19 protein-coding genes and 2 pseudogenes are annotated in these 23846 nt (G+C 56.6%); 14 read left to right on the top strand and 7 right to left on the bottom strand.

All coding sequences use genetic code 11. The features are described from left to right. Nucleotide 1: 1 nt before the first annotated feature. The 3 genes from FW789_RS21865 to FW789_RS21855 all read right to left on the bottom strand — a co-directional run bounded on the left by FW789_RS21865 (nucleotide 2) and on the right by FW789_RS21855 (nucleotide 4687). Nucleotides 2–1891 (bottom strand): 3'-5' exonuclease, encoded by a 1890-nt coding sequence (locus tag FW789_RS21865; RefSeq protein WP_446432037.1) that lies wholly within the window; start codon nucleotides 1889–1891, stop codon nucleotides 2–4. A gap of 112 nt (nucleotides 1892–2003) precedes the next feature. Beyond that, entirely contained in the window at nucleotides 2004–3197 is a 1194-nt protein-coding gene (locus FW789_RS21860; RefSeq protein WP_446432045.1) for a restriction endonuclease subunit S, read from the bottom strand. 5 nt (nucleotides 3198–3202) lie between these two features. Next, on the bottom strand, nucleotides 3203–4687 hold the full coding sequence (locus FW789_RS21855) for a type I restriction-modification system subunit M (protein WP_446432036.1): 1485 nt from the start codon (nucleotides 4685–4687) through the stop codon (nucleotides 3203–3205). A 1180-nt stretch (nucleotides 4688–5867) separates the two neighbouring features. Here FW789_RS21855 and FW789_RS21850 point away from each other — a divergent pair. Genes FW789_RS21850 through FW789_RS21835 form a run of 4 tightly spaced genes read left to right on the top strand, consistent with a single transcriptional unit; the run spans nucleotide 5868 to nucleotide 8820 of the window. Next, nucleotides 5868–7235, top strand: coding sequence for a YfjI family protein (locus FW789_RS21850; protein WP_446432035.1), 1368 nt, complete (start codon nucleotides 5868–5870; stop codon nucleotides 7233–7235). Beyond that, nucleotides 7219–7578, top strand: a complete 360-nt coding sequence (locus FW789_RS21845) for a hypothetical protein (RefSeq protein ID WP_446432034.1) — start codon at nucleotides 7219–7221, stop codon at nucleotides 7576–7578. Before FW789_RS21850 ends, FW789_RS21845 begins: the two co-directional genes overlap by 17 nt. Beyond that, nucleotides 7556–8536, top strand: coding sequence for an integrase domain-containing protein (locus tag FW789_RS21840; protein ID WP_446432033.1), 981 nt, complete (start codon nucleotides 7556–7558; stop codon nucleotides 8534–8536). The genes FW789_RS21845 and FW789_RS21840 overlap by 23 nt, the downstream gene beginning before the upstream one ends. Further along, on the top strand, nucleotides 8533–8820 hold the full coding sequence (locus FW789_RS21835; protein WP_446432032.1) for a hypothetical protein: 288 nt from the start codon (nucleotides 8533–8535) through the stop codon (nucleotides 8818–8820). Before FW789_RS21840 ends, FW789_RS21835 begins: the two co-directional genes overlap by 4 nt. A 67-nt stretch (nucleotides 8821–8887) precedes the next feature. Here FW789_RS21835 and FW789_RS21830 read toward each other — a convergent pair whose 3' ends face one another. From FW789_RS21830 to FW789_RS21820, 3 genes are read right to left on the bottom strand one after another with little or no spacing between them, the layout of a single operon-like run. Further along, nucleotides 8888–10828 (bottom strand): AAA family ATPase, encoded by a 1941-nt coding sequence (locus FW789_RS21830; protein WP_446432031.1) that lies wholly within the window; start codon nucleotides 10826–10828, stop codon nucleotides 8888–8890. Further along, on the bottom strand, nucleotides 10825–11304 hold the full coding sequence (locus FW789_RS21825; protein WP_446432030.1) for a hypothetical protein: 480 nt from the start codon (nucleotides 11302–11304) through the stop codon (nucleotides 10825–10827). Before FW789_RS21825 ends, FW789_RS21830 begins: the two co-directional genes overlap by 4 nt. After that, nucleotides 11301–12479 carry an ABC-three component system protein gene (locus FW789_RS21820; RefSeq protein WP_446432029.1) on the bottom strand — a complete coding sequence of 393 codons (1179 nt, stop codon included), beginning with the start codon at nucleotides 12477–12479 and terminating at the stop codon, nucleotides 11301–11303. The genes FW789_RS21825 and FW789_RS21820 overlap by 4 nt, the downstream gene beginning before the upstream one ends. Before the next feature lie 563 nt (nucleotides 12480–13042). Here FW789_RS21820 and FW789_RS21815 point away from each other — a divergent pair. Further along, nucleotides 13043–13849, top strand: coding sequence for an HNH endonuclease (locus FW789_RS21815; RefSeq protein ID WP_446432028.1), 807 nt, complete (start codon nucleotides 13043–13045; stop codon nucleotides 13847–13849). 116 nt (nucleotides 13850–13965) lie between these two features. Here FW789_RS21815 and FW789_RS21810 read toward each other — a convergent pair whose 3' ends face one another. Next, nucleotides 13966–14907, bottom strand: coding sequence for an AraC-like ligand-binding domain-containing protein (locus tag FW789_RS21810; protein WP_446432027.1), 942 nt, complete (start codon nucleotides 14905–14907; stop codon nucleotides 13966–13968). A 698-nt stretch (nucleotides 14908–15605) separates the two neighbouring features. On the opposite strand from FW789_RS21810, the gene oxdA reads away from it, so the two are divergent. The 9 genes and pseudogenes from oxdA to FW789_RS21765 form a co-directional block, all read left to right on the top strand. Continuing rightward, nucleotides 15606–16664: an aliphatic aldoxime dehydratase gene (gene oxdA, locus FW789_RS21805; protein ID WP_446432026.1), complete on the top strand. Its 1059-nt coding sequence runs from the start codon at nucleotides 15606–15608 to the stop codon at nucleotides 16662–16664. A gap of 92 nt (nucleotides 16665–16756) precedes the next feature. Further along, the gene (locus FW789_RS21800; protein ID WP_446432025.1) at nucleotides 16757–17623 is read left to right on the top strand and encodes a transporter; all 867 of its coding nucleotides are present in this window, start codon (nucleotides 16757–16759) and stop codon (nucleotides 17621–17623) included. Between the two features lie 36 nt (nucleotides 17624–17659). Continuing rightward, nucleotides 17660–18184: a group I truncated hemoglobin gene (locus tag FW789_RS21795; protein WP_446432024.1), complete on the top strand. Its 525-nt coding sequence runs from the start codon at nucleotides 17660–17662 to the stop codon at nucleotides 18182–18184. A gap of 188 nt (nucleotides 18185–18372) precedes the next feature. Continuing rightward, entirely contained in the window at nucleotides 18373–19887 is a 1515-nt protein-coding gene (locus tag FW789_RS21790) for an amidase (RefSeq protein WP_411564256.1), read from the top strand. 78 nt (nucleotides 19888–19965) lie between these two features. Next, nucleotides 19966–20547, top strand: a complete 582-nt coding sequence (gene nthA, locus FW789_RS21785) for a nitrile hydratase subunit alpha (RefSeq protein ID WP_186701299.1) — start codon at nucleotides 19966–19968, stop codon at nucleotides 20545–20547. 39 nt (nucleotides 20548–20586) lie between these two features. Continuing rightward, nucleotides 20587–21249 carry a nitrile hydratase subunit beta gene (gene nthB / locus FW789_RS21780; protein ID WP_207073868.1) on the top strand — a complete coding sequence of 221 codons (663 nt, stop codon included), beginning with the start codon at nucleotides 20587–20589 and terminating at the stop codon, nucleotides 21247–21249. Then, nucleotides 21246–22502 carry a GTP-binding protein gene (locus FW789_RS21775; RefSeq protein ID WP_446432023.1) on the top strand — a complete coding sequence of 419 codons (1257 nt, stop codon included), beginning with the start codon at nucleotides 21246–21248 and terminating at the stop codon, nucleotides 22500–22502. The genes nthB and FW789_RS21775 overlap by 4 nt, the downstream gene beginning before the upstream one ends. Beyond that, nucleotides 22435–23514, top strand: a pseudogene (locus FW789_RS21770) (PAS domain-containing protein); the annotation flags it as partial. The gene FW789_RS21775 and the pseudogene FW789_RS21770, both read left to right, overlap by 68 nt. Continuing rightward, a pseudogene (locus tag FW789_RS21765) lies at nucleotides 23509–23799 on the top strand (methyl-accepting chemotaxis protein); the annotation flags it as partial. The pseudogenes FW789_RS21770 and FW789_RS21765, both read left to right, overlap by 6 nt. Between the last annotated feature and the right edge of the window lie 47 nt (nucleotides 23800–23846).

Below are 23846 nucleotides of genomic sequence, written 5' to 3'. Positions count from 1 at the left end.
ATCAACCGGCTGCCTTCTGTGAGTCCACTTCGTCCAGGTGCTGGCGCACGCTGCCGATTGAATCCTTAATCCTGCGGGTAAAGCTGGAATGTTCGCGATAGGTCATCACCAGCCGATCAATCGCGCGGGTCATGGCGACATACAGCAAACGCGCCTCGTCGGCTTCGTCTTCGCCCTTTTTCGGCATGTCACCCAGACTGGGAATCAACACCAAGCCGAATTCCAAGCCCTTGCTCGAATGCATACTGACGATCTTGACTGAGTCCTCACTGCCATACAACGCGCCACGGCCCTTGGCCGACTGGCCCGAGGCGAAGGCGATGCCAGCCTCACTCAACGCCCGCTCGATGCGTTGGGCCTGAGCGGTGCTGCGATAGATCACCGCCATGTCATCCAATGCGCGGCCCTGACCTTGCTCGTCGCGGATGCGCTCGACGATGCAGTTGTATTCCTGCCAATCGGACTCAAACCGTAGCAACTCCGGGAACGCGCCACGCCGGCCTGCACTTTGTGGCGCGACAATGGGCACGCCATCTTCGGCGGCATCGCGGGCGGTTAGCAGTTCCAACGCAAAGGCCCGCGCCACCGATAGCACCTCGACGGTATTGCGGTAGTTCAACCGCAGGATGGTAGTACGCCCCTGGGCTTGAATGCCGACGCTGGCGAAGCTGAAATCCATGCCGCTTTTACCACCCTTGCTGCGGTAGATAGACTGCGCATCGTCATACAGTACCAGCAGAGAATTGCTATCGGGGTCGATCATCTGCACCACCAGCTTGAACCACTCCGGCTGGAAATCATGGCCCTCATCGATTAGCACCGCCGCGTATTGAGCACGGGGAATTTGCCCGCGGTCGACGCCATCAATAGTGTTCTCGACCATCTGCGCCATCTTCACGTTGATCGACAAATGCTGCGCCGGGCGGTCGACGTTAAAAGCCGTGAGCATGTCCGAGCACCAAGCGTGAAAATTACGCACCGTGACCTTATTACTCAGGCCACGCTCGGCCAGCACCTGCTGCAAACGACCCGCCAAGGATTTGTTGTAACAGAGCACCAGCACTGGCTTGCTCGATACTTTCGCCAGATGGGCGCAGCGATAGCCGAGGATCATGGTCTTGCCGGAACCCGCAGCGCCATGAATCACCCGATGTCCCTCGCCCATCGAGCGCGCCAGTTGCTCCTGCTGCAAGTCCATGACTTTGATTAACGTCGGCAGTGGCGCGTCCTGTTCGGCGAACAATCCGAACTGGCCTGGCACCGTGTTCACTCGTACCTCGGGATACAAGTGATAACGCACGCGGTCGATCTGCGGCAGGCTCAAGTGGCAAGGGAAGACATGGTGGAACATATTCCACAGCCGCTGCTGGAGGACTTCGGCGTCTACCGTCTCGGTTATCTCGTCTTGAAACAGTACATGATGTGGGTTCAGCACCTCGACCAGATCAGTGCCCTCGAACTGCTTGCGGGTAATTGCCGTCATTACCACGCCCCAGCCGTAGGGCATGATCAAGTTGCCAGCATGCGGCGAACCGAGGGGGTGTTTTAGCGCAGGGTCCTTCTGCAACATCATCACCACGTCCATGGCGTAGGCTCGCGCCTGCAGCATGGGGTTCTTCTGGGTTTTTAGCAGGCCGTCGGCATAAATTTTCGCCTGGCCCCGATCCATGCTCTGGATGGTTTCCAGTTTCCAGTCCTTAACCTCCAGCACCAGCAGCCCGCGCACCGGATGCATCAGCACAAAATCTGGCTGCAAGGCTTTTGGCCCTACTGGGATATTGAACCAGCACAAGTAGTCGTCTTCGAGCTTTTTCTCCAGACGTTCCGCTAGGCGGCGTTCGCCGGGCGTGTCGAAGCGGCAGGTGGTGCGAGCGGGGAAGAATTGAGCCATATGGGGTTGCCTGTTCCTTGGCGTGATGGGGCACTTTGTAGGGTGGATGGGGCTCTTTTTATCTACCATAACGCCGCGCGGTGGATCGGTGAAGCATGATCCACCCTACGGTTTAGAGCTGCCCTGCGAACGCTTGCTGCTGTAGAGCAAAAAAAGTTGCATCCAATTTCGCTAAGGCGAAACGCTGCTTCTCTCTTAATAGATCACAGTGCTTCAAACGGCGCTCGAACTCACATTGCAGGTCTGTAGGTGGAAGCTCAATAAGCGCGTTAGAAAGCTTTGCTTTTGAAATGTTTGGCATCGAACCAGCGGAGCCACCTGCCAGACTCTGAATATCTTTCCGCTTCCCAGGAAAGGCCAGCAATGCCTGCAAATATCGAGGTACGACAGGTGCCAACGGCTTCAGCCTGAAGCGAAAAATTAAATCCGGAAGCAATAATCGTGGTGGTGTGTCAGTAACAAACGCGCATGCCGCAACTAAATCACGCGTATTTTTCCGTGTAAAAAGCAAGTCCCCGACCTTCACCTCCAAAGACTTGTCTGGCTCTACGCCCTCCGGCAAAGCTTTATTGGCAGACGGATCATACTCACAGCGAGTAACCGCACTCAGCTTCAATACGGCCCATTCGTTATCACTAGCAGATCGGTCGAGGCATACAGGGCTGGTACCACTATCAATAGACTCAAGCAATTCAGAGAAGCGTACCTGCTGCCAACCCTTGGGATTCGTGACCGGGTCACCGAACATTTCCAGAAATACCGATTGCAGTAGTTGATCAAGCTTGGCAATGGCCTCACGGCGCTTGGCGCGCAGCGCGTCGGCCTTGTCCAGAATCGCCGCGATACGGCGTTGTTCGGAGAGTGCTGGGAGCGGAACTTCCAAAGATTTAATAATCGCCTGCGATATATTAGGCTGACCGCCACCAACACGCCTGTCCAGCAACTCAGACTTTATGGAAGAGAGGTATTGAAATAGGTAGCCACGGTCGCAGACGTTGGGATCTGGAACGATATGACAGATAGCTTGATTAGTCGCTGCATCCATTGCGAGCTCAGAAATCTCCCCAACCGTTGTGCCATACATCGCAATTAACAATGAGCCTTTAGGCACAAGCTTAACTGACGAATTTTTCACAGCAGCTTCTGTAATGGCCTCCTCGGTATTCGTTACAAATCTCGCTTTCAGCTCGCCTGACTTAACCCATGGGATAGTTCCGGCCTCGAAATACTCGGATTTAGACCTCGACGGTGTACCGCCACTACCTGTACGGCAAAAGTCTTCAATTTTTTTCGTAGGAGACCTCATCAAACTCACGACAACATCCCCTCCAACTCATCCATCCCCCGCATAATCTCCGCCTCCAGCACTTTTAACTCAGCCAGAATCTTCTGCGGCGACTCATGCTGCACTTCCTCGTACACCACTTCCTTGTAGCGGTTAATCGACAGGTCATAGTCATTGCCGACGATCTCCGCCTTGGGCACCAGAAAGCTTTGCGCGGTGCGGTCGAGGCCGGCGCTGGTATTGCGCTTGTGCCAGCGGTCGATGATGTCGGGCAGGTTGTTGCACTCGTGCTTACTCGCATCCAGCTCGCTGCGCTTGTCGTCCAGCGAGAAGCCGTCGGCCTGCATGTTGTAGAACCAGACGTGGTTGGTGCCGCCAGAGTTGGTTTTGGTAAACAGCAAAATCGCGGTAGACACCCCGGCATAGGGGCGGAACACACCGGAGGGCATGGAGACGATGCCGTCCAGCTTATGGTCTTCCACCAACATCTGACGTAGTGTTTTGTGCGCCTTGCTGGAGCCAAACAATACGCCGTCCGGGACGATCACCGCCGCGCGGCCGCCGGCTTTCATCAGGCGCAGGAACAGGGCGAGAAACAGCAGCTCAGTCTTTTTGGTTTTAACGATTTGCTGCAAATCCTTGGCGCAACTCTCGTAATCCAGGCTGCCGGCAAACGGCGGGTTAGCCAGAATCAAACTGAACTGACCTTCGACACCGGCATGGCCCTCGCTGAGGGAGTCACGGTTTTCAATCGCCGGGTTTTCCACGCCGTGCAGCAGCATGTTCATCGAGCCGACGCGTAACATAGTGCTGTCGAAGTCGAAGCCGTGGAAGGTGTCGTGGTTAAAGCGCTTGGCGCTGGCCGCGTCCTGATACAACTCGTGGCTGTGATGGGTATTGAGGTATTCGGCAGCCGTCACCAGAAAACCAGCGGTGCCGCAGGCCGGATCACAAATGGTGTCCGACGGTTTGGGCGCCATCATCTCGACCATCAACTTGATAATGTGCCGAGGCGTACGGAACTGACCGTTCTGCCCAGCACTGGCGATCTTGCCGAGCATGTATTCGTAGAGGTCGCCCTTGGTGTCGCGGTCTTCCATGGGGATGGCGTCGAGCATGTCCACCACCTTGGCCAGCAACGCCGGGCTGGGGATGGTAAAGCGCGCATCCTTCATATGCGCGGCGTAAGTGGACTCGCCATCTTCACCGCCCAGCGACTTGATGAAAGGGAAGACCTTGTCAGCAATCAGTGTGTACAAGCTGGCCGGATCACCCAGTGACTTGAACGCCGCCCAGCGCAAATTCGCCTGGTAGGGGCTGAAAATCGGATTATCAATCGGCTGCCCGGTGCGCGCGGCCTTACGCTCTTTAACCGTCTGCAACTCGTCGAGGCGTTTGATAAACAGCAGATAGGTCATCTGCTCGATAACTTCCATGGGGTTGGAAATACCGCCGCTCCAGAACGCACTCCAGATCTGGTCAACTTGGGATTTGATGGCGCCTGTGATCACTACTGATGACTACCTGAATTGAATAATGGATTTGATGCTCAGCGAAGCAACACTGAGGGCAATATGCCAAGCCGGGGAAACGCCAGCCTGACAAGGTGCGCGCAGTGTAACGACTAGCGGTTGAGGCTGTCAGGTACAACCGCGAGGACAGCATCGAACGCCGCCGTACGATGATGGATTGGCCCAGCGATCAATTAAACGCAGGACCGCAACGCCATACCGATACGTTAAGCACTCAGTGGATGGCGCCAGTATCCGTAACACCTCAGACGCAGTGACAGTTCTGTTGGCGACAGCGGCGACAGTGGCGACAACCCGCGCATTAACGGGTCTGGCATATGGCGACAAATCGGCGACAGTCGCCACCATCTGCGTTGCCCTTGAGCTTTACCGGCCAAGCCCCTGAGGGCAGGAAGGCTTCGCCTTCCCGTCCTCAGAGGCTCACTTAAAAAACCGACGAATGGCCTCTCGTCCACTCAATGCCACCCTCTTCCATACTCGTACACCGCATAAAAAACCCACCGCACACTCGGTTGACCACCCGCCGCGCAAGCGTTACACCAGAACCGTAAACCGCTGTCCGCGACAGCATGCCCAGGTAGCCAGGACCTTTAAGGCTACGCCACGCCGTGGTGGTCCATGCCCATGCGCGTTCGCTTCCGGTAGTACGCGCGGTCACGCCCAACGTGATGGAAGCCAACTTATCCACAGTGCAAATGCGGCAACCCAAGCCCGTCTCTTTCTCCCGGAAAGAGACGGGCGCCGAAACCACTGCCGCAGCCCTTACCCGGCAATGCATTGCGGCTTTTGTCCCAGTGACAATCGGCATGACAAATCCCGATGTCACCCGCAGCAGCGATGCAGATGATGGTGCCGCAGCCCATGGAATGGACTGCACCTGACTGACAGTCAGGCACGCCCCGGTCATCGCATTACTACCTGCAACCGACTCAGGATCTCGCGGCGCCGGTCTCGTCACCCGACGCAGCCTCCACCCGCCCACCGGTATCGGTGCTCAGGGGGCCAGATCATGAGATGCCCAAGCTCTCGGCCGTAAGGAGCCGCCAGTCCCGCGTTAGTGGACAACCCTCACAGGCGGCAGGGGCCTTGATCCCTGATAACACTCAACAACCGTGGCGGGGAAAGTGAGGAAAAAACTCGAAGCACCAGGAGAATGGCGATGCAATTGTGCGAAACGTTCGACCTGCCACGGCCGCTGCTGGGGTATCGGCCCGAGCCGCTGGCGTATCCGGTCGAAGCGTTGGGACAGATATTGGGGCCAGCGGTGGAGCGGATGGCCGACGTCATCGGCGTGCCTTGCGCTATGGCCGCGCAATCGGTGTTGGCCACCTCAGCCCTGGTGAGCCAGCCGCACGCCAATGTGCATCTCGATGGCCGCATTTATCCGTTGTCCCTGTATATGCTGACGGTGGCGTCGTCGGGTGATCGCAAAAGCGCGGTGGACCACTTGGCGCTGACAGCGGCGCGCGAATGGGAGCGGCAGCAATGGGCCTTGTACTCGGAACAGCTGAAAGCCTACCGCGCAGCCATCCGTGGAAAGCTTGAAGCCCGTGAGCTTTCCGAACCCGTACCGCCCAGGTTGATCATCGCCGAACCCACTATCGAGGCTTTGATCAAAAGCCTGTGCCATGGTTTGCCCAGTATGGGGTTATTCAACGATGAAGGTGGCCAGTTCCTCGGCAGCAGCACCATGAGCAAAGAGAACCAACTCAAGGCCATTACTACCCTATCCTCGCTCTGGGATGGCAGCCCAATCGACCGAGCGCGCTCCATGCCCGGGGAAAGCCTGCGTGCCTATGATCGCCGCCTAAGTCTGCATCTGATGCTTCAGCCTTACCTGGCCAACCAGCTACTCAAAGATCCGGTAATCAATGGTCAAGGCATCCTAGGCCGCTGCCTGATCAGTTGGCCCGAACGCCTGGTCGGTCGGCGCCTGTACAAGGCAATCGACCTGACGCGAGATGCAAAGGTCCAGCGCTACCAAGCACGCATCATTACCCTGCTGGATAAGCCGTTGTCGCTGCATAAGGACGGTTCACTTAACCCAGCCAGGCTGGAACTGACGCCTAGCGCCCGCACTGCCTGGATTGATATTCACGACACAATCGAATGCCAGTCTGGCGAATTCGGCGAACTGGCCAGCATCCAATCCGTCGCGGGAAAAGCGGCAGCCAATGTGCTGCGCATTGCCGGCGTACTAGCAGTAATTGAAGACGCCAAAGTGGTAGGCGAAGTCCATATCCAGCGCGCTTCGACGCTGATGGATTACTACCTGGCTGAGATCCAGCGCCTGACAGAACAAGAACCCATCAACACGTTACGCGAAGAGGCGGATCGCCTGCTGCGTTGGCTGACGCAAAAAGGCTGGAACCAATTTACCGTGCGCGATCTCAATCGTAATGGCCCCCGCTTTGCCCGCAGAAGCAGTCATCACACCATTACGCTGCTGGTCGAATTGATCACGCATAACTGGTTGAACAGTCGCGATGCCAAGACTTTCGAGGTGCGCCATGTTCCGCCTCAATGATGCGGTGCGCCGTTATCAGGCGCAGCATCAGACACGGCCTGCGTTGCGGAGTGTCGCCACTTCCGTCGCCGCCTTGTCGCCATGCTTCAGAGCAGCAACTACAAGGGTTGTCGCCACTGTCGCCTCTGTCGCCACACCCGCCTTAGGGCCTATCGACATCGGCCAACTGGTCCACCAACTGCGCGAAGAGGGAGCAATGCTGCGGCATCAGCAACATGCACTGCTGATTCGCCCCACACATTGGCAACAAGTGAACAAGATCAGCGCCCACTGGAAAGCGGTGCTGCGCTTTCTGCAAGACACGGAAAACGGTGAAGCCGATGGCACTGGTCGGCCGGCGTGATGGCCGCAACTTTGGCTACGGCCGTCAGCTCAGCTATGCCGGCCCACAAGCGCTGAAAGATATGTTTGCCGGCGGACATTTCGCTACGGTCAAAGCACACAGTGATCGCTGGCAAGCGTTTGTGAAGTGGTGTCGGTCAACAGATGGCCCCGGTTACAACGACGCTCGCCAGATAGATCGCAGTACCTTGCACAGCTACGCCACACACCTGCGTCAGCAAATCCAACAAGGTGAAATCTGCATCGCCACCGCGCAGAACCGCCTGAGTAGCGTCAACCGCACACTCGCAGCGCTACGCGGTGACCAGTACGTGAACATCGCCAGCCCGAGCAAGGCACTCGGCATGCTGCGATCAAGCGTACGCACCCGCGCACCGGATGGCCAAGACCACCAACAACTGAGTCGAGTGATTGAAGCGCTTCGCGAACAGCAACACCACCGCGTCGCTGCGATTGTCTGCTTGGCCCGCGCAACCGGCATCCGCTTGCGCGAAGCAATCCTGGCTGACTTGCCACGCTTGCAGCGCGAGGCTGAACACTTAGGCCGCATCAATATTCAGGACGGGACCAAAGGCGGCCGGGCCGGAGCTTCGGCACCACGTTGGATCATCGCAAATAACGAGGTTAAGGCAGCCTTGCAAATGGCTCGTCACGCTTCGCCGCCCCACAGCCGCAATTTGCTGGCCCAAGGTGAAAGCTACGCCAAGTTCCAGCAACAGTCCGTTAGGCCCACCCGTGAATTACTACAGAAGTTGGGGCTGAAGGGGCTTCATGAACTGCGAGCGGCCTATGCGTGCGAGCGTTACGCACAATTTACTGGCCACGCAGCCCCCGTCAACGGTGGCCGATGCTATAGCATCGACCGCGTTCTGGACCAACAGGCGCGACGGCAAATCAGTCTCGAGCTTGGGCATAACCGAATCGATGTGGTTTCGGCCTACATTGGAGTTCGAGCATGACCAAGCCCTACGATATGGGGCTGTTCCTCAGCGGTGTCTTAACTGGCTCAAAGGCCACTCGACAACGCCATCTACGGCAAGCCCAAATCATGCAAACAGCCATTCACCAGCGATGGCAACGAGATAATCCCTGGGCCTGGCAACTCAAACATGTGCACTGGTTTTTTAATCAGCACCTAAAAGCCCATTCATACGCGTCCCGGTATTACTACCAACTCACCGCTCTCATTATCTGGAAGCGAATGAGGAAAAACCCCTTCAAAGTTAATCCCCACCCTAAATGACACCTTTAAAAAACCAACACCAATCAGCTAGAGCCCTGACAACCCGTTAATTTATTAGCAAGATAAATCACGCATCATCAATAAGGCCCTTATCAAATTTATCACTATTTTTCTGAAACCTTTTCACCAAATGATATTTATCGCTGTACGGTGGTGTAGTCAAAATATCTGGAAAATCATTATCGACTACAATTATCTGGCAAGGAATTTGTTTTTCCTCAGCATAATTAACAGCGTCTAATAATTGCTGATAGATTTTCTCATAAACATCCGGATCGGAAACGCTTGCATCACCATCATCCGCTGAACGCTTTCGACCGATATTCTGCCCAGGGGTATCAATCATAAGAAGCGGAGGCAAATTACTTTTATGATCCAGCGTGTATAAGAAACGCGTCAGATACATCCCAATCGAAGTAACAGTTTTTATACCACCCGAAAGATGATCATAATAGGAAACCCCCCTCAAGCTAGCTGTAAATGTCTTATTATAACTGGCCGCTTGGACATTCTGAACCGCGCTACGGCTCATGTAATTACGAAACATGGCGCCTAATTCAGTTACTACATTATCCAAATCAACCAGACCACCCTCGACGGTAGAAATGGCATCATTAAGATTATCAATCACCGCCTGTTTATTTCGAATTTTATCTTTTATTTCCGTATATTTATTATATATCGATAAGTTTCGCTTCAATTGGGAAAGATCAAGATGAGCTTGTATTTTCGTTTTTTCAGAAGCTTCAATCATCGAAATCAATGGAGAAATGCTAGACAGATTACTCTGATCGAAAATCTGAGTATTTTCGTTGATCAAGCTTTCTATATGAGCAGTCTCAGTTTTTATACTCTCGATTTTTTCTAAAGAATTTTTGATTGACGCATCTAACCCCGCCAAACGATTTTTAAGAGAACGTTCAAGCGCGGCTATATCCTCCTCTGGGATAACCTCCGTATCGAGCGACAACTCGGAAGTGCATAAAGGACACGCAATTGTCTTACAGGATTGCATACTAAAAATATGAGGCCGTGCCAGCTTGGAGTACTGAAGACTGTCATATTCAAGCCGATAAGTACTTTTCAATTTTGTAAAATTGTCAATTTGCTTTTTTGCGAGATCGATCGCTAAATTTTTAGTGTCAAGTTCCGATTTGAAATTTACTATAGTTTGACGCAGAGCTAATGAGGCTTGAGTGCTAAAACCCAAGTCATTTTTTAACTCTTGAGTCGCAGCATCTAGCTCTTGAATTTTACTCTTCGCCTCATCAATCTGATCGCCCGCAGAAAATCTATCAAGAGGAATTCTTACGTCTTTTAAAAATGCAGATATTGTTTTTTCGCTTTTTTGAAGTTCATTAAGTATTGTAGATTCTAGATTTCGTTGAGTTTTTAGATTGGAAAGCTGTTCATCATGAACATTAAAAACAAATTTTTGAACATTAACATTCTTAAAAAATACCGACTTATTCTTATAGTCTAACAGACCGTCAGAACCGACTTCGGTTTGTTTTAAAAACATTAATTTCATTAGATCACGAAAGCTAAGACGATCTTCGCCTGCGTTCGGATTCCTAGACGACTCAGTGATTTTTACACGAGCGACCCCCAAGTTTTCGAGAATGAAGTCCGACAGCCAGCCATCAGGCATAGAGCCTTGCGAATCAGCGGACATAAACTGAGGAAAAACCTCATCGCGATTATCGTAGGGGCAGGCATAAACTTTGACAGCAGCTTTAGAATCCAGCAATTGGCGCTCGAAAGTAAAAACTTGGCCGTTCAGCGAAACCTGAAGAGATATTATACGAACTTTTGCTCTTACCTCGTCATATAGAATTTTCCTATTTGACCCACCAAGGCAATAATTGATCATGTGAAGAATTGTAGATTTTCCAGAGTCCATTGCACCACGAACGATATTCAGTCCTGGCGCAAAAGTAGACTCATAATTCTTGCTTACCCCAGACAAAACTAATCGCTGGATTATTAAAGACGGTCTATTGCTCATTCGGCACCTAAAATCATTTTCTCGATAATTGCATCCGATTTACTAAGGATGCCTTTTATTGCAACAAGCTGACTCTTGAGGTGAACAAGACTCTCATCTTCACTAATCGGCAGCGGTTGCAAGCACTGCAAGTAGTAGTCCTCCTCCTCACGAAAGAAGTTAACTACTCCATCTTTTTGCAGGAGAAGAACTTTAGCTAGAAAGTCTTTTTGCCGAGTTCTATGGCTTTTATCGACATGAGTACTGTATAGAACGTCCCCCACCATTCGAGCAGTTCCTTTCCCGCTCAAAAACTCGCAGGTTCGCCGAAACAAAGACGGGTTTTTCACTATCAAATCAATGAGCAGAGCCTTATTCAAGGTCAAGACATTGCGCCCCTTACTATTGCGGTCTAATGTCTCAGCAATCGCCCATATTCTGAACATACTCGTATACTGTTCTTCCCGATAATCGAAGAACATGTAGTCGATGCTCATTGAGTCTTCCTATGTAATTCGTCAAGATCGGTGTCGTCGTGCCAAACAACGGTAGTGCATAGCTTATTGGCAACCTGATGAAGCAATCCCTTTTTATGCAGAAAATTTACATACTTAGCACCCACTTCAAGACTTTGTCTGTCTTGCGATAGAAGCTTCTCATGCACTTGTGCAAAAACCACATTTGGTGAATTCTGGATTGCTGTGTAGTGATTGTACGTTTGGCGGTAGAGGGATATAACCTTCGCTCGCAAGTCGCGTAACATTTCCTTGTCGGCGTCGTCGGCTGCCTTGGTGATTATTTCCGCATTAAAAAATGACTCTTTCGCATCATCTATCCCCTTTGGCCCGATTTCAGCAAGAATCATTTTTATGACGAAAATCTCTTTATCATATTCAGGGGCAGCTTCGTCATATGAAACATTTAAAGCTGCCTCCATCATTTTCGCCTTAGCGATTTTTGAGATAAATTTAGCAACTGCTTTGAATGATCCATCAGCAGGACCTACCGGTTTGGAAATAGTGTTGTGATCGTGCGCCAATGTAAAGTGCTTGGTGTTGAAAGGAAGTGCACTGGTACTAGGCACGTATTGATCATGCTGCCCGACTAAATACAAGGACTCAGGAAGACTACTCTTTTGATCTATCCATCTATTATTTAGCTGATCATTATATTCATTAAGAGGAGTAAATTCTTTGGCGTTAGTGTTCACACCTGAAAGAAGCATTGCATTGAGAGATCCCTTATGCGGAACTGCTACAGACACATAACCAACTATTTCTGGAACCTCTCCTCTCACTTGCGATAAAACTACTTCCTTACAGATTAGTCCACCCATGCTGTGCCCTATTAATACTATGCCTTCATAAGCATCAGCATTCAACTGGATAAACGTTTGAAGCTCCTGGGCCAACTTGTTAATTGGCCTATTATATCTGACAGCACTACGCCCAAACCCCAAAAAGCCTGCAGCCTTCTGCAAGAGGTTTGTATTAAAAATACTTACTACCTTAGTAAAGTATTCGAACTCGACAAAATCGAACTGTTGGTTGATTTCAGGCTCTGCTGCGAGCAGGCTCTTGAAAGTTAAGCCGCTAGGGTTTTTCCACGTTTCGCTGCCGCCGGTGAAGCCATGCACGAAAACGCCCAGCATGGGCTTTTGATGATTAGTCATGCCATTCTCTTGGTGATGGTATTGGAGAGTGCTGGAGCGCAAACATGGAACGCGCAGCCCAATTCTGGAGCAGAATTGATGCGCTGATCGATACCTAGCGAGTCCATTCTCTACGGCCTTTGGAAAAGATCTGAAATATTAGCATTCAGAAAGGCAATGAGCCATCAAGGACAGGAAGCAATCGCCGATGATAGCCAGCGGCTTATGTCCTTCAACGGGAGACCGCAGCCGTTGAGCCGACTGAAGCTTGATGGATTTGGCGAAAAAATATCCGTTGCCAGCCGATACATTTTGAATCTTTGAATCAGTGGTATTCCAGTTGGTATTCCAAAAAAAATAGTTAACTGGAAATAATAAACAAAATCAACGTGATACGCGGACAGTTCAGATTACCCCGGCGCGTATGAGCAGGCCGCTCTTCTATCAGCAGATCATTGGCAAGAGCACGGTTGGCGCGCCATGCGAAGCCAGGCAACAGACCTGACTCCGTACTCGATCTGACAATCACGTAGGAAATTTCCTCTTTTTTGGTAGGCTTCAGCCACCACTTCAGAGGAAGCGATATGCCCGTCGTCATCGTCGAAAACGACACATCCCAGTGGGCCGACCAGACAGGCGCCGTTTACCACTTCCCCAAGCGCTATGAGAAATGGCTAGCCCAGGGCACAGAGGTGATCTACTACAAGGGCCGCCTCAAGGACAAAGCCTTTGCGTCTGCCCGTCTCAGCAACGCGCCGCACTATTTCGCGATAGCCCGTATCGGCAAGGTTGACTCAGATAAGTCGAGTAAGAAGGGAGACCTTTTTGCGGCAATCGAAAGCTACACCCCATTCGAGAGCCCCATCCCCGCAAAAATTGACGGCGAGTATCTAGAGACCATCCCTGCCACCCGCGTAAAAAATTACTGGAGGGATGGGGTCCGCCACATTTCTCAAGCCGACTACGATGCCATCCTGAGCCACCTCGAACTCACACTAACGCCCGTTTTTGACGTCGCCGAAGCAGATATCGACCACGGTCCTCAGACGTTCGAATCCGCCAATGAGGGCGGTAAGTCGAGTTACTTTGGCACCAAGTACGAGCGGCGAAGAGAACTAAGGTCGATGGCGATCAAGCTTCATGGCGTGGAATGCAAAGCCTGCGGATTCGATTTTGAGCGAGCTTACGGCAAGCACGCTAAGGGATTCATACACATCCATCACGTCGTACCGCTTTCGACATACGATGGAGAGAAAGCCGTTAATCCTAAAACTGACCTAGTTCCTCTATGCGCCAACTGTCACGCGGTAGTTCATCTCAAGCGAGATATGACCTTGACCATCGATGAGCTCAAAGAAATGTTGCGAGGCCACTGGGTTACCGCGGAATAGCCAGCGCCTGGCCGGTGCTGGCTCACAACCCGAGCGCTAGATCGGGGCCGCCATAGCGACGGGCATCCAACGCCGTGTTTACCGTGCCCTCCTCCTGTTCGCCTCCCCAAAAAGTCTCACCCCCCACTCTTCGGCAACAAAGTATGCGGCGCCACCCCAAACGCCTTCCGAAACGCATGACTAAAATGCGAAAAATCCGAAAACCCAAACTCCAACGCCGCCTGCGAAACACTCCTAACCTGCCCACACTCAATCGCCGCCCGGCTAGCATTCAGCCTTTCCTTCCAAATCTCCGCCACCGGCGACTTCTGATGCCGAGCAAACGCCCTAGTCACCGTCCGCGTGGACACATGATGCGCCACCGCAATCGTCTCGATCGACAACTCAGGCTCAGTCAAATGCCGCTGTATGTAGTTCATGATCCGCCCATACAAATCCAGCTCTTGATGGGTAGTCTTCAGGTCCTGCAGCTCCAGGCTGAGCACCAGCAAATCAATGATGGTGTTGGAGTAGCGCCGGGAGATGCCTTCATCCTGCAGCAGCGCGACTGAGCTGGCCGCCTGGCCGATCATCTGCCGCAGCGGGGTCACGCCGGGGCGGGTTTCGTCGAGCACCAGCGCGGTGAAGTCGCCGATGCGCGGCAGGCGTTGGACGAGCAGTGGGCGGGGGATGCGGATCAGGTGGTTTTCGGTACCACCGAGACTGAAGCGGAAGGGTTGGGTTGCGTCGTAAAGAAACAAACTGCCGGCGCTGAGGCTGGCTTTGCGGGTGTGTTGTTCGATTTCGCCGTAGCCGTCGAGGGTGAATCCGAGCCAGATATCTTCGGCGGGGTCGCTGCGCAAATGCTGCTCGGAACGCACCCAGTGGTGCAGCGGCGACGACAGGGTGGTGATGTCCAGGGGGCCAATTCCGTTGACCTGCAGCGCACCTTCGAAATCGCTCTGCGACGAGGGTTTGCTGTCTGCCGACAGGCAATGATGGCAGACCACTTCTCGCCAGTAATCAAAGCGGCGAGCGGGTGAAACGGCAAGGGTGGTGTAGTGGTTGGTCTCAGCCATGATGGCGCTCACCTTGATGCAACAACGGGAGAAAACGGGGCACTGTTACCGTGGGTGGTACAGGCAATAAACACGCCAGCGGGTTGTGGTGGCGCGAGAGTGTCTACTGCGTGATTGCGCAAACGTGTGGCTGTAAACAGCGTCAACTTCCCCCCCGTTTTAGGGCAAAAGTCCTTTTTTGCGCGGTGCGCCGCACCCTCTTGGTTCGTGCTCAGGCGGGTGTTTTGGTGCTGTCTTTTCCAACCAAACGGTTGTCCTTGCGAACAAAGCGGGGCTGGTCAGTCCTGCCTAACTTTGACCTTACGGCAAATCAGCAACCCATGCCGATGAGGTGAGCCCATGCAATTCGAACAACAACAGCAGGTGGCCGATGAGTTGAGGTGGCTGCATATGCGTGATCTGGCGCCCGAGGAGTTTTTGTCTTGGGTGCTTGAGTGGGGGGGATGTGCGGTGCGGGCTCGGTTGGGGAGGGGCTTGCTTAATGCCATGGCTTTGAAAGCGAAAAATCGGGTCTGGTTTGCGTGGGTTGGGGGCTGCTTTGCAGCCCTTTCGCGACACAAGGCCGCTCCTACACGGACCGCGCCCAACAGGGCTACCGCGTCCGACAGGGGTGCTGTTCGGGGGAGTAGGAAGCGTTTGAAAGCAATGACCCTGAATACTGAGCGTGTGCCTGAAAATAAAATAATGAGGAGCCTGTGATGGAGTCTGCAATCGACAAACACCTCAAGTGCCCGCGCACGTTGTCGCGCCGGGTGCCTGATGATTACCAGCCGCCCTTCCCGATGTGGGTTGGCCGCGCTGATGAGCAGCTGACTCAGGTGGTGATGGCTTACCTGGGCGTGCAATACAAAGGTGACGGCCAGCGTGAGCAGGCCTTGCAGGCGATGCGTGACATCGTTGCCAGCTTCAGCCTGGCCGACGGCCCGTTGACTCACGACTTGACTCACCACACCGACAGCAGCGGCTACGACAACCTGATGATCGTCGGCTACTGGAAGGACGCGGGCGCTTATTGCCGCTGGGTGCGTTCGGCCGAGGTGGAGGGCTGGTGGAGTTCGCCGCAGCGCTTGAATGATGGCCTGGGTTATTACCGCGAAATCTCTGCGCCGCGGGCGGAGCAGTTCGAGACGTTGTATGCGTTTCAGAGCGACTTGCCGGGCGTTGGCGCGGTGATGAACAACACCAGTGGCGAGATCGAAGAGCACGGTTACTGGGGCTCGATGCGCGACCGTTTCCCGGTGTCGCAAACCGATTGGATGAACCCTAACGGCGAGCTGCGGGTGGTGTCTGGCGACCCGGCCAAGGGCGGTCGGGTGGTGGTGGTCGGCCATGACAATATCGCGTTGATTCGCTCGGGCCAGGACTGGGCCGCGGCGGAGGCGGCGGAGCGTTCGTTGTACCTGGATGAGATCTTGCCGACCTTGCAGGACGGCATGGACTTCTTGCGCGATAACGGCCAGCCGTTGGGCTGTTACAGCAATCGCTTCGTGCGCAATATCGATGCCGACGGCAACTTCCTCGACATGAGTTACAACATCGGCCACTGGCGCTCGGTAGAGAAACTCGAACGCTGGGCGGAATCACACCCGACTCATTTGCGCATCTTCGTGACCTTCTTCCGAGTGGCGGCGGGTCTGCAGAAGTTGCGCCTGTACCACGAGGTGTCGGTGTCGGATGCAAGCAGCCAGGTGTTCGAATACATCAACTGCCACCCGCACACGGGCATGTTGCGTGACGCGCAAGTAAACACCAACTAACAACGAACTCCACGTTTAGCCTTGCACCTGTCGTTGTTACGGCAGCGGGGCTCTTTTTGCCCGAGTTTGGGCTCACAGTAAGGACTTAGTCCATGAAACAGCTCCGTTACCTGATGCTCGCGGCGGCCGCGCCGTGCTTCTCTGCCCAGGCAATTGAAGTTTCGCCGGGGGATTATGAAATTCTGCCGGTGGGTGCAACTGTCGGTTTGCTGTACTACCAGCATTCCACCACCGACAGTGCCTACGCCCAAGGCCACAAGGCCAGCTCGGATTTCAATCTGACCTCCAATGTTGGCATTTTGCGGCTGCTGCACGTCTATCAATTGACTGACCGCCTGACCATCTCGCCACAATTTCTGCTGCCGTTCGGCCGTGTCTCCAGCGGCGGTGACGCTTCGGCCCTGGGCGACACCAGCGGCATCGGTGACCTCACCGTGACGGCGCCGCTGAAGTACCGCCTCAACGAAGCCAACGACACGGTCGGCGCAACTGTTTACATCACCGCACCGACGGGCAACTACGACCGCAAAGACGGGCTCAACCTGGGCGAAAACCGCTGGAAGGTCGACTTGCAGGCGGCGTACATCAAGCATTTCGGCGAGAAGTGGGCGGTCGATTTGGTCGGCGATGCGATCTGGTACAGCGACAACGACGACTTCGGCGCCAACTCGGTCCGCCGTGAGCAGGATATGTCCTACGCAGCGCAGTTGATGGGGCGCTACATCATCGACCCGGGCACGTCCCTGGCGCTTGGTTTTGGCCACACCTGGGGCGGCGAAAACAAAGTTGATGGCACTTCCCAGGACGACCGCGGCGAGACCACCAACTTCCGCGTCACCGCGACCAAGTTCTTTACCGCTCAGGACCAGCTGCAGATGCAGCTGGGCCGTGACCTCGCGGTAGAAAACGGCCCGAAAGAGAACTTCCGCCTGAACCTCAGGTACGCCCGGGTCTTTTAACCGTCTGCCGATCCTCAGCTGAAATGGAGCATTCACATGACTGACCAAAACGCCTCTACCGAACAACAACCTTCGCTGTACACCCGCCTGGGCGGTTACGACGTGATCTACCAGTTCGCCGGCGCGGTATTGCGCAAGACCATGGGCCACCCGGCCATTGGGCATATCTGGGCGCATATGTCCGAGTCGACCTTCCAGAAAGAGCACATCAACTTTGTCGACTTCCTCTCCCAGCACTGGGGTGGCAGCGCCAAGTACCGCGGCCGCGACATGGTCACCGCGCACCGCGGCATGGGCCTGACCGAGGTGCACTGGCAAGCCACGCTGGACTGCCTGGAGGAGTGCTACAACGACTACAACCTGGCGCCGGAGCTGCGCGAGGAGGTCAACGATTTTCTGATCAAGTTCAAGCCGGCGGTGATCGGCAGCCCGTCCTACCGCGACGTGGTCCTGGCCAACCCGGAGATGGACCCAGCCAAGGGCATGAAGAGCGTCGGCGTGGTCTGGCCCGCGCGCGGCGAAGCGGCGGCACAGGCCGCGGTGCCCAAGCTCGAGTCGTAACACCGCTCGGCCACCTAGATGGGGCTCAGCACCTGGCGCAGGCAGTCCTTCTCAACCAAGCAACTGTCCTGCTCAACCAAGTGCCGGCCGCGCGCTGGCGCTAGCTTAGTAGCAGGCCCAGCCGCGGCGGGCCTCTCGCACAGCCATTTGCCAGGCCCTGAGGCCTGGCATCGGAAACAGGACACACCATGGCCATCACCCGCCCGACGCTCGAACAACTGCAGGCCCTCGCCGCGCGCCTGCATATGCAGCTGACACCCGAGCAAGCCAGCGAATACCTGGCACTCATGCAGCCCAGCCTGGACGCCTACGACCTGGTCGACGAGCTGCCCGACTTCACCCCGCTGGTGCGTTACGAGCGCACCGCCGGGTATCGCCCGTCCAGCCGCGAAAATCCGCTGAACGCCTGGTACTACCGCACCGAGGTGATGGGCGCCAGCTCCGGCAAACTGCTCGGTAAAACCGTGGCCCTGAAAGACAACATCTCCCTGGCCGGCGTGCCAATGATGAACGGCGCCGCACCGCTGGCCGGCCATGTACCGTCGTTCGATGCCACCGTGGTTACCCGCTTGCTCGACGCCGGGGTGACCATCCTCGGCAAGGCCACCTGCGAGCACTACTGCCTGTCCGGCGCCAGCCACACTTCGGACCCGGCGCCAGTGCATAACCCTCTGCGCCCAGGCTTCAGTACCGGTGGCTCGTCTTCGGGCAGTGCGGCGCTGGTGGCGGCCGGCGAAGTCGACCTGGCGGTGGGCGGCGATCAAGGCGGTTCGGCGCGTATTCCTGCGGCGTGGTGCGGTATCTATGGCCTGAAGCCGACCTTCGGCCTGGTGCCGTATACCGGGGTGATGGCGGTCGAGGCGACTTTCGACCATGTCGGCCCGATGACCAACAACGTGCGCGACAACGCGCTGATGCTGGAAGTGATGGCCGGCGCCGATGGGCTCGATCCCCGCCAGGGCACGCCTGAAGTCGACGCTTACAGCCACTACCTAGATCGTGGCGTGCGCGGCCTGCGCATCGGCATCCTCAAACAAGGCTTCGAGCTGGCCAACCTCGACCCGCGGGTTGCCAAATCGGTGCGCAGCGCCATCACCCAGTTCGAAGCATTGGGCGCGGTCGTCGAGGAAGTCTCGGTGCCCGAGCACACCCTGGCCGGCACATTGTGGGGCCCGATCGGCTGCGAAGGCCTGACCATGCAGATGATGCACGGCAACGGTGCGGGGTTTAACTGGAAGGGGCTGTACGACGTCGGCCTGCTCGACAAACAGGTCGGCTGGCGCACCCAGGCCAACGCCCTCTCGCCTTCGCTAAAGCTGTGCATGCTGGTCGGCCAGTTTGGTCTCGATCACTACCACGGCCGTTACTACGCCAAGGCGCAAAACATCGCCCGCTTCGCCCGCGCCGGTTACGACAAGGCGCTGGAGCAATACGACCTGCTGGTGATGCCGACCGTGCCGATCATCGCCCAGCCGCTGCCAGAGGCGGATTGCTCGATCACCGAGAACGTCTCACGGGCGCTGGAAATGCTCGGCAACACCGCCGCCCAGGACATCACTGGCCACCCGGCCATGTCCATCCCCTGCGGTTTGGTCGACGGCTTGCCCGTTGGGCTGATGCTGGTCGGCAAGCATTACGCCGAGGGCACTATTTACCAGGCGGCGGCGGCATTCGAAGGCGCAGTGGACTGGCGCACGCTGTAGCGCATGCGGCCAGCGCCACAGCCCCGAACAACAACAACAATTAGATCAACAACCGTGTTCAACGAGAGGAGTAATTCCATGACGGCAACCTCAACCCCGGGTGAGCGGGCGCGGGCACTGTACGCAGTGCTGAAGAACAAAGACCTCATCCCTGAAGGCTACATCGAGCAGCTCACCCAGCTGATGGAACACGGCTGGAGCCCGGACAACGGCGCGCGCATCGTCGCCAAGGCCTGGGTCGATCCGGCCTTCCGCGAGCTGCTGCTCAAGGACGGCACTGCCGCCTGCGCGCAGTTCGGTTTCACCGGGCCGCAGGGCGAATACATCGTCGCCCTGGAAGACACCCCGCAGCTTAAAAACGTGATCGTCTGCAGCCTGTGCTCCTGCACCAACTGGCCGGTGCTGGGCCTGCCGCCTGAGTGGTACAAGGGCTTCGAGTTCCGCGCGCGGCTGGTACGGGAGGGGCGCACGGTGTTGCGCGAGCTGGGCACCGAGTTGGCGGAAGACGTGCTGATCAAGGTTTGGGACACCAGCGCTGAAAGCCGTTACCTGGTGCTGCCACAGCGGCCAGCGGGCTCCGAGCACATGAGCGAAGAGCAGCTGCGCCAACTGGTGACAAAGGACGTGCTGATTGGCGTCGCCCTGCCGCGTGTCGGCTGAGCAACGCGCCCAACCCCCTACCCTTGCGGAGTGTTCAAAATGGATGGCTTTCACGATCTCGGCGGTTTCCAGGGCTTTGGCAAAGTGCCCCACCGCATCAACAGCCTCAGCTACAAGCAGGTGTTCAAGCAGGACTGGGAGCACCTGGCCTACAGCCTGATGTTCATTGGCGCCGACCACATGGGCAAGTTCAGCGTCGACGAAATCCGTCATGCCGTGGAGCGCATCGATGTACGCCAGCATGTCGGTACCGAGTACTACGAGCGCTATGTCATCGCCACCGCCACCCTGCTGGTCGAGACCGGCGTCATCACTCAGGCCGAACTGGATGAGGCCCTCGGCTCGCACTTCAAGCTGGCCAACCCAGCCCATGCCCAAGGCCGCGAAGCGATCACCGGGCGCCCGCCGTTTGAAGTCGGCGACCGGGTCAGCGTGCGTGATGAATACGTCGCCGGGCATGTGCGCATGCCGGCCTATGTGCGCGGCAAGCAAGGCGTGGTGCTGCACCGCACCACTGCGCAGTGGCCGTTCCCGGATGCGATCGGCCACGGCGACCGCAGCGCGGCGCATCAACCGACCTACCACGTCGAGTTCCGGGTAAAGGACCTGTGGGGCGACGCCGCTGACGATGGCCTGGTGGTGGTCGACCTGTTCGAGAGCTACCTGGACAAAGTCGACAGCCCGCGAGCGGTGCACGCATGACTGCCGGCGCCCAGGCAGGCCGACTGCCGGTGACGGTTCTTTCCGGCTTCCTCGGCGCAGGCAAGACCACCCTGCTCAACCATATCCTGCGCAATCGCCAGGGTTTGAAAGTGGCGGTGATCGTCAACGACATGAGCGAGGTCAACATCGACGCCGCCGAGGTACAGCGTGATGTAACGCTGCACCGTGGCCAGGACGAGTTGATCGAGATGAGCAACGGCTGCATCTGCTGCACCCTGCGCGCCGACCTGCTCGAGCAGATCAGTGCGCTGGCGCGCCAGCAGCGTTTCGATTATCTGCTGATCGAGTCCACCGGTATTTCCGAGCCGATGCCGGTGGCCGAGACCTTTGCCTTTCTCGACACCGAGGGTTTCAGCCTCAGTGAACTGGCGCGACTGGATACTTTGGTAACCGTGGTCGATGCCAGCCAGTTTCAGGCCCTGCTCGACTCACCGGCAACCGTCGAGCGGGCCGACGCCACTGCGCCGCGGCGTCCGTTGGCTGACCTGCTGATCGAGCAGGTCGAGTACGCCAACGTGATTCTGGTGAACAAGTGCGACCTGATCGACGACACGCAATACCAGACGCTGCGGGCGGTGCTGGCCGGGCTCAATCCCGGCGCGCAGATCCTGCCGATGGTCGCTGGCAATGTTGAGCTGTCCACCATCCTCGGCACCCAGCTGTTCGACCTGCACAGCCTGGCCGCCGCGCCCGGTTGGATGAAGCAGATGGACGCCGACGACACTCCCGCCGCCGAGTCGGACACCTACGGCGTGACGTCGTGGGTCTATCGCGAGCGCGCCCCGTTTCACCCGCAACGCTTGCTCGAATTTCTCTCCCGCCCGTGGGGCAATGGCCGCCTGCTGCGCAGCAAAGGCTACTTCTGGGTGGCCAGCCGCCACCGCGAAATCGGCCTGCTGGTGCACAGCGGCAAGCAGTTCCAGTGGGACTACGTCGGCCACTGGTGGAACTTCATCGACCCTTCGCAGTGGCCGCAGGACAAGTATCGCCTGCAGGGGATCATGGCCAAGTGGGACAGCATCGTCGGCGACTGCCGGCAAGAGCTGGTGTTCATCGGCCAGGACCTGGACACCGAAGCGTTGCAACGCGAGCTCGACCACTGCCTGTTGAGCGCAGACGAAATCGCTACCGGCCCGTCGGCCTGGCCCGCACTGCCCTGGGCGAATGCCTTCGACAACCTCGCCTTGTCCGCCAGGCAGACGCCGCCATTACCGGCTGCTGCCGCTATCTAGTTGGAGATGTAGCATGCTGTTTTTCAATCGCACCAGCCGCTGGGTTCTGGCCCCACTCGCCGACCGCCTCGACCAGCCCGACCAGCCGGGCGCACCGTTGTCGTCGCGCAACCCGCTGCTGCGGCGCATCCTTACCGGCGTCGAGCAGTTGCTGCAGGAGCGGCGCACGCTCAAGGAGCAGGCTCGCGAACTTGCCGCGCAGGTGAGCCAACTGCAACAGCGCCTGGCTGAGCGCGACGAACAGGCGCAGCAGTTGCAAGCGCGCTGGACGCTGGTCACCGAAGGCGCCGATGAGTTGTTCTGGCAACTGCATTTGCCTGCCACAGGCACGCCTGCACCAGACTGCGCGATGGAGTGGACGGGCTCAGCCGCGATCCATGCCCCGCATCTGCCTGAGCTGGGCCAGTGGCACGAACAGCTGCATCCGGCTGATCGCCACGCCCATCAGCAAGCCCTCGCCCGGCACCTCGCCGACCGCAGCGGGCGCACACCGTTTGCGCTGGACCTGCGCATGAAATTCACCGCTGGCGGCGACTATCGCTGGTGCCGGGTCAGCGGCAGTTCGCTGCGTGACGCCAACGGCGTTGCCATCGCCACGGCGGGCACCCTGCTGGATATCCACGAGCAACAGTTGCACATCCAAGAGCTTGAGCTGGCCGCCGAGCGTTTCGACATTTCCCGCGAAATGCTCCACGACGGTCTGTGGGATATCGAAGTCGTCGCCGGCGACCCGGCCAACCCGAGCAACACCATCTGGTGGTCGTCGCAGATGCGCCGGCTGCTCGGCTGCAGCACCGTCGAAGAATTCCCCAACACCCTGGAAAGCTGGACCTCACGCCTGCACCCCGACGACAGCGCCCGCGCCATCGCGGCGTTTGTCGCCCATGTCGACGATCGCAGCGGCAACACCCCGTTCGATGTCGAGTATCGCCTACGCCACCAAAGCGGCGCCTACCGCTGGTTCCGCGGCCGCGGGCAAACCCGGCGTGCTGCAGATGGCGCGCCGTTGCGGGTAGTTGGAGCTATAACTGATATCCATGCCCGCCATGAAGAAAGCACCATCCGCGAGGCGCAGGCGCAACAGCACCAGGTGATGCAGGAGACCCTCGGCAAACTGACCCACATCGTCGCCACCATCCAGGGCATCGCCAGCCAGACCAACCTGCTGGCCTTGAACGCCGCCATCGAAGCGGCCCGCGCGGGCGAAGCCGGGCGTGGGTTTGCGGTGGTGGCCGACGAGGTGCGCAAGCTGGCCACGCGCACCAGTCAGGCAACGCAACAAGCAGCGCAGATGATCGACAGCTAACCCAGCGCCAGCGCGGCGTTAAAGATTCCAAACAATAA

It is taken from the genome of Pseudomonas sp. 1121_17 (assembly GCF_052850745.1).
Note: the sequence above shows the minus strand (reverse complement) of the source record. Positions and strands in the feature narration are given on the sequence as shown.

What these genes read in the sequence shown, in the direction of transcription:
- FW789_RS21815 (WP_446432028.1), top strand. Translation starts at nt 13,043, where the DNA reads ATGCCCGTCGTCATCGTCGAAAACGACACATCCCAGTGGGCCGACCAG.
- oxdA (WP_446432026.1), top strand. Translation starts at nt 15,606, where the DNA reads ATGGAGTCTGCAATCGACAAACACCTCAAGTGCCCGCGCACGTTGTCG.
- FW789_RS21825 (WP_446432030.1), bottom strand. Translation starts at nt 11,304, where the DNA reads ATGAGCATCGACTACATGTTCTTCGATTATCGGGAAGAACAGTATACG.
- FW789_RS21865 (WP_446432037.1), bottom strand. Translation starts at nt 1,891, where the DNA reads ATGGCTCAATTCTTCCCCGCTCGCACCACCTGCCGCTTCGACACGCCC.
- FW789_RS21835 (WP_446432032.1), top strand. Translation starts at nt 8,533, where the DNA reads ATGACCAAGCCCTACGATATGGGGCTGTTCCTCAGCGGTGTCTTAACT.
- FW789_RS21860 (WP_446432045.1), bottom strand. Translation starts at nt 3,197, where the DNA reads ATGAGGTCTCCTACGAAAAAAATTGAAGACTTTTGCCGTACAGGTAGT.
- nthA (WP_186701299.1), top strand. Translation starts at nt 19,966, where the DNA reads ATGACGGCAACCTCAACCCCGGGTGAGCGGGCGCGGGCACTGTACGCA.
- FW789_RS21840 (WP_446432033.1), top strand. Translation starts at nt 7,556, where the DNA reads ATGGCACTGGTCGGCCGGCGTGATGGCCGCAACTTTGGCTACGGCCGT.
- FW789_RS21845 (WP_446432034.1), top strand. Translation starts at nt 7,219, where the DNA reads ATGTTCCGCCTCAATGATGCGGTGCGCCGTTATCAGGCGCAGCATCAG.
- FW789_RS21810 (WP_446432027.1), bottom strand. Translation starts at nt 14,907, where the DNA reads ATGGCTGAGACCAACCACTACACCACCCTTGCCGTTTCACCCGCTCGC.
- FW789_RS21820 (WP_446432029.1), bottom strand. Translation starts at nt 12,479, where the DNA reads ATGACTAATCATCAAAAGCCCATGCTGGGCGTTTTCGTGCATGGCTTC.
- FW789_RS21775 (WP_446432023.1), top strand. Translation starts at nt 21,246, where the DNA reads ATGACTGCCGGCGCCCAGGCAGGCCGACTGCCGGTGACGGTTCTTTCC.
- FW789_RS21790 (WP_411564256.1), top strand. Translation starts at nt 18,373, where the DNA reads ATGGCCATCACCCGCCCGACGCTCGAACAACTGCAGGCCCTCGCCGCG.
- FW789_RS21830 (WP_446432031.1), bottom strand. Translation starts at nt 10,828, where the DNA reads ATGAGCAATAGACCGTCTTTAATAATCCAGCGATTAGTTTTGTCTGGG.
- nthB (WP_207073868.1), top strand. Translation starts at nt 20,587, where the DNA reads ATGGATGGCTTTCACGATCTCGGCGGTTTCCAGGGCTTTGGCAAAGTG.
- FW789_RS21850 (WP_446432035.1), top strand. Translation starts at nt 5,868, where the DNA reads ATGCAATTGTGCGAAACGTTCGACCTGCCACGGCCGCTGCTGGGGTAT.
- FW789_RS21795 (WP_446432024.1), top strand. Translation starts at nt 17,660, where the DNA reads ATGACTGACCAAAACGCCTCTACCGAACAACAACCTTCGCTGTACACC.
- FW789_RS21800 (WP_446432025.1), top strand. Translation starts at nt 16,757, where the DNA reads ATGAAACAGCTCCGTTACCTGATGCTCGCGGCGGCCGCGCCGTGCTTC.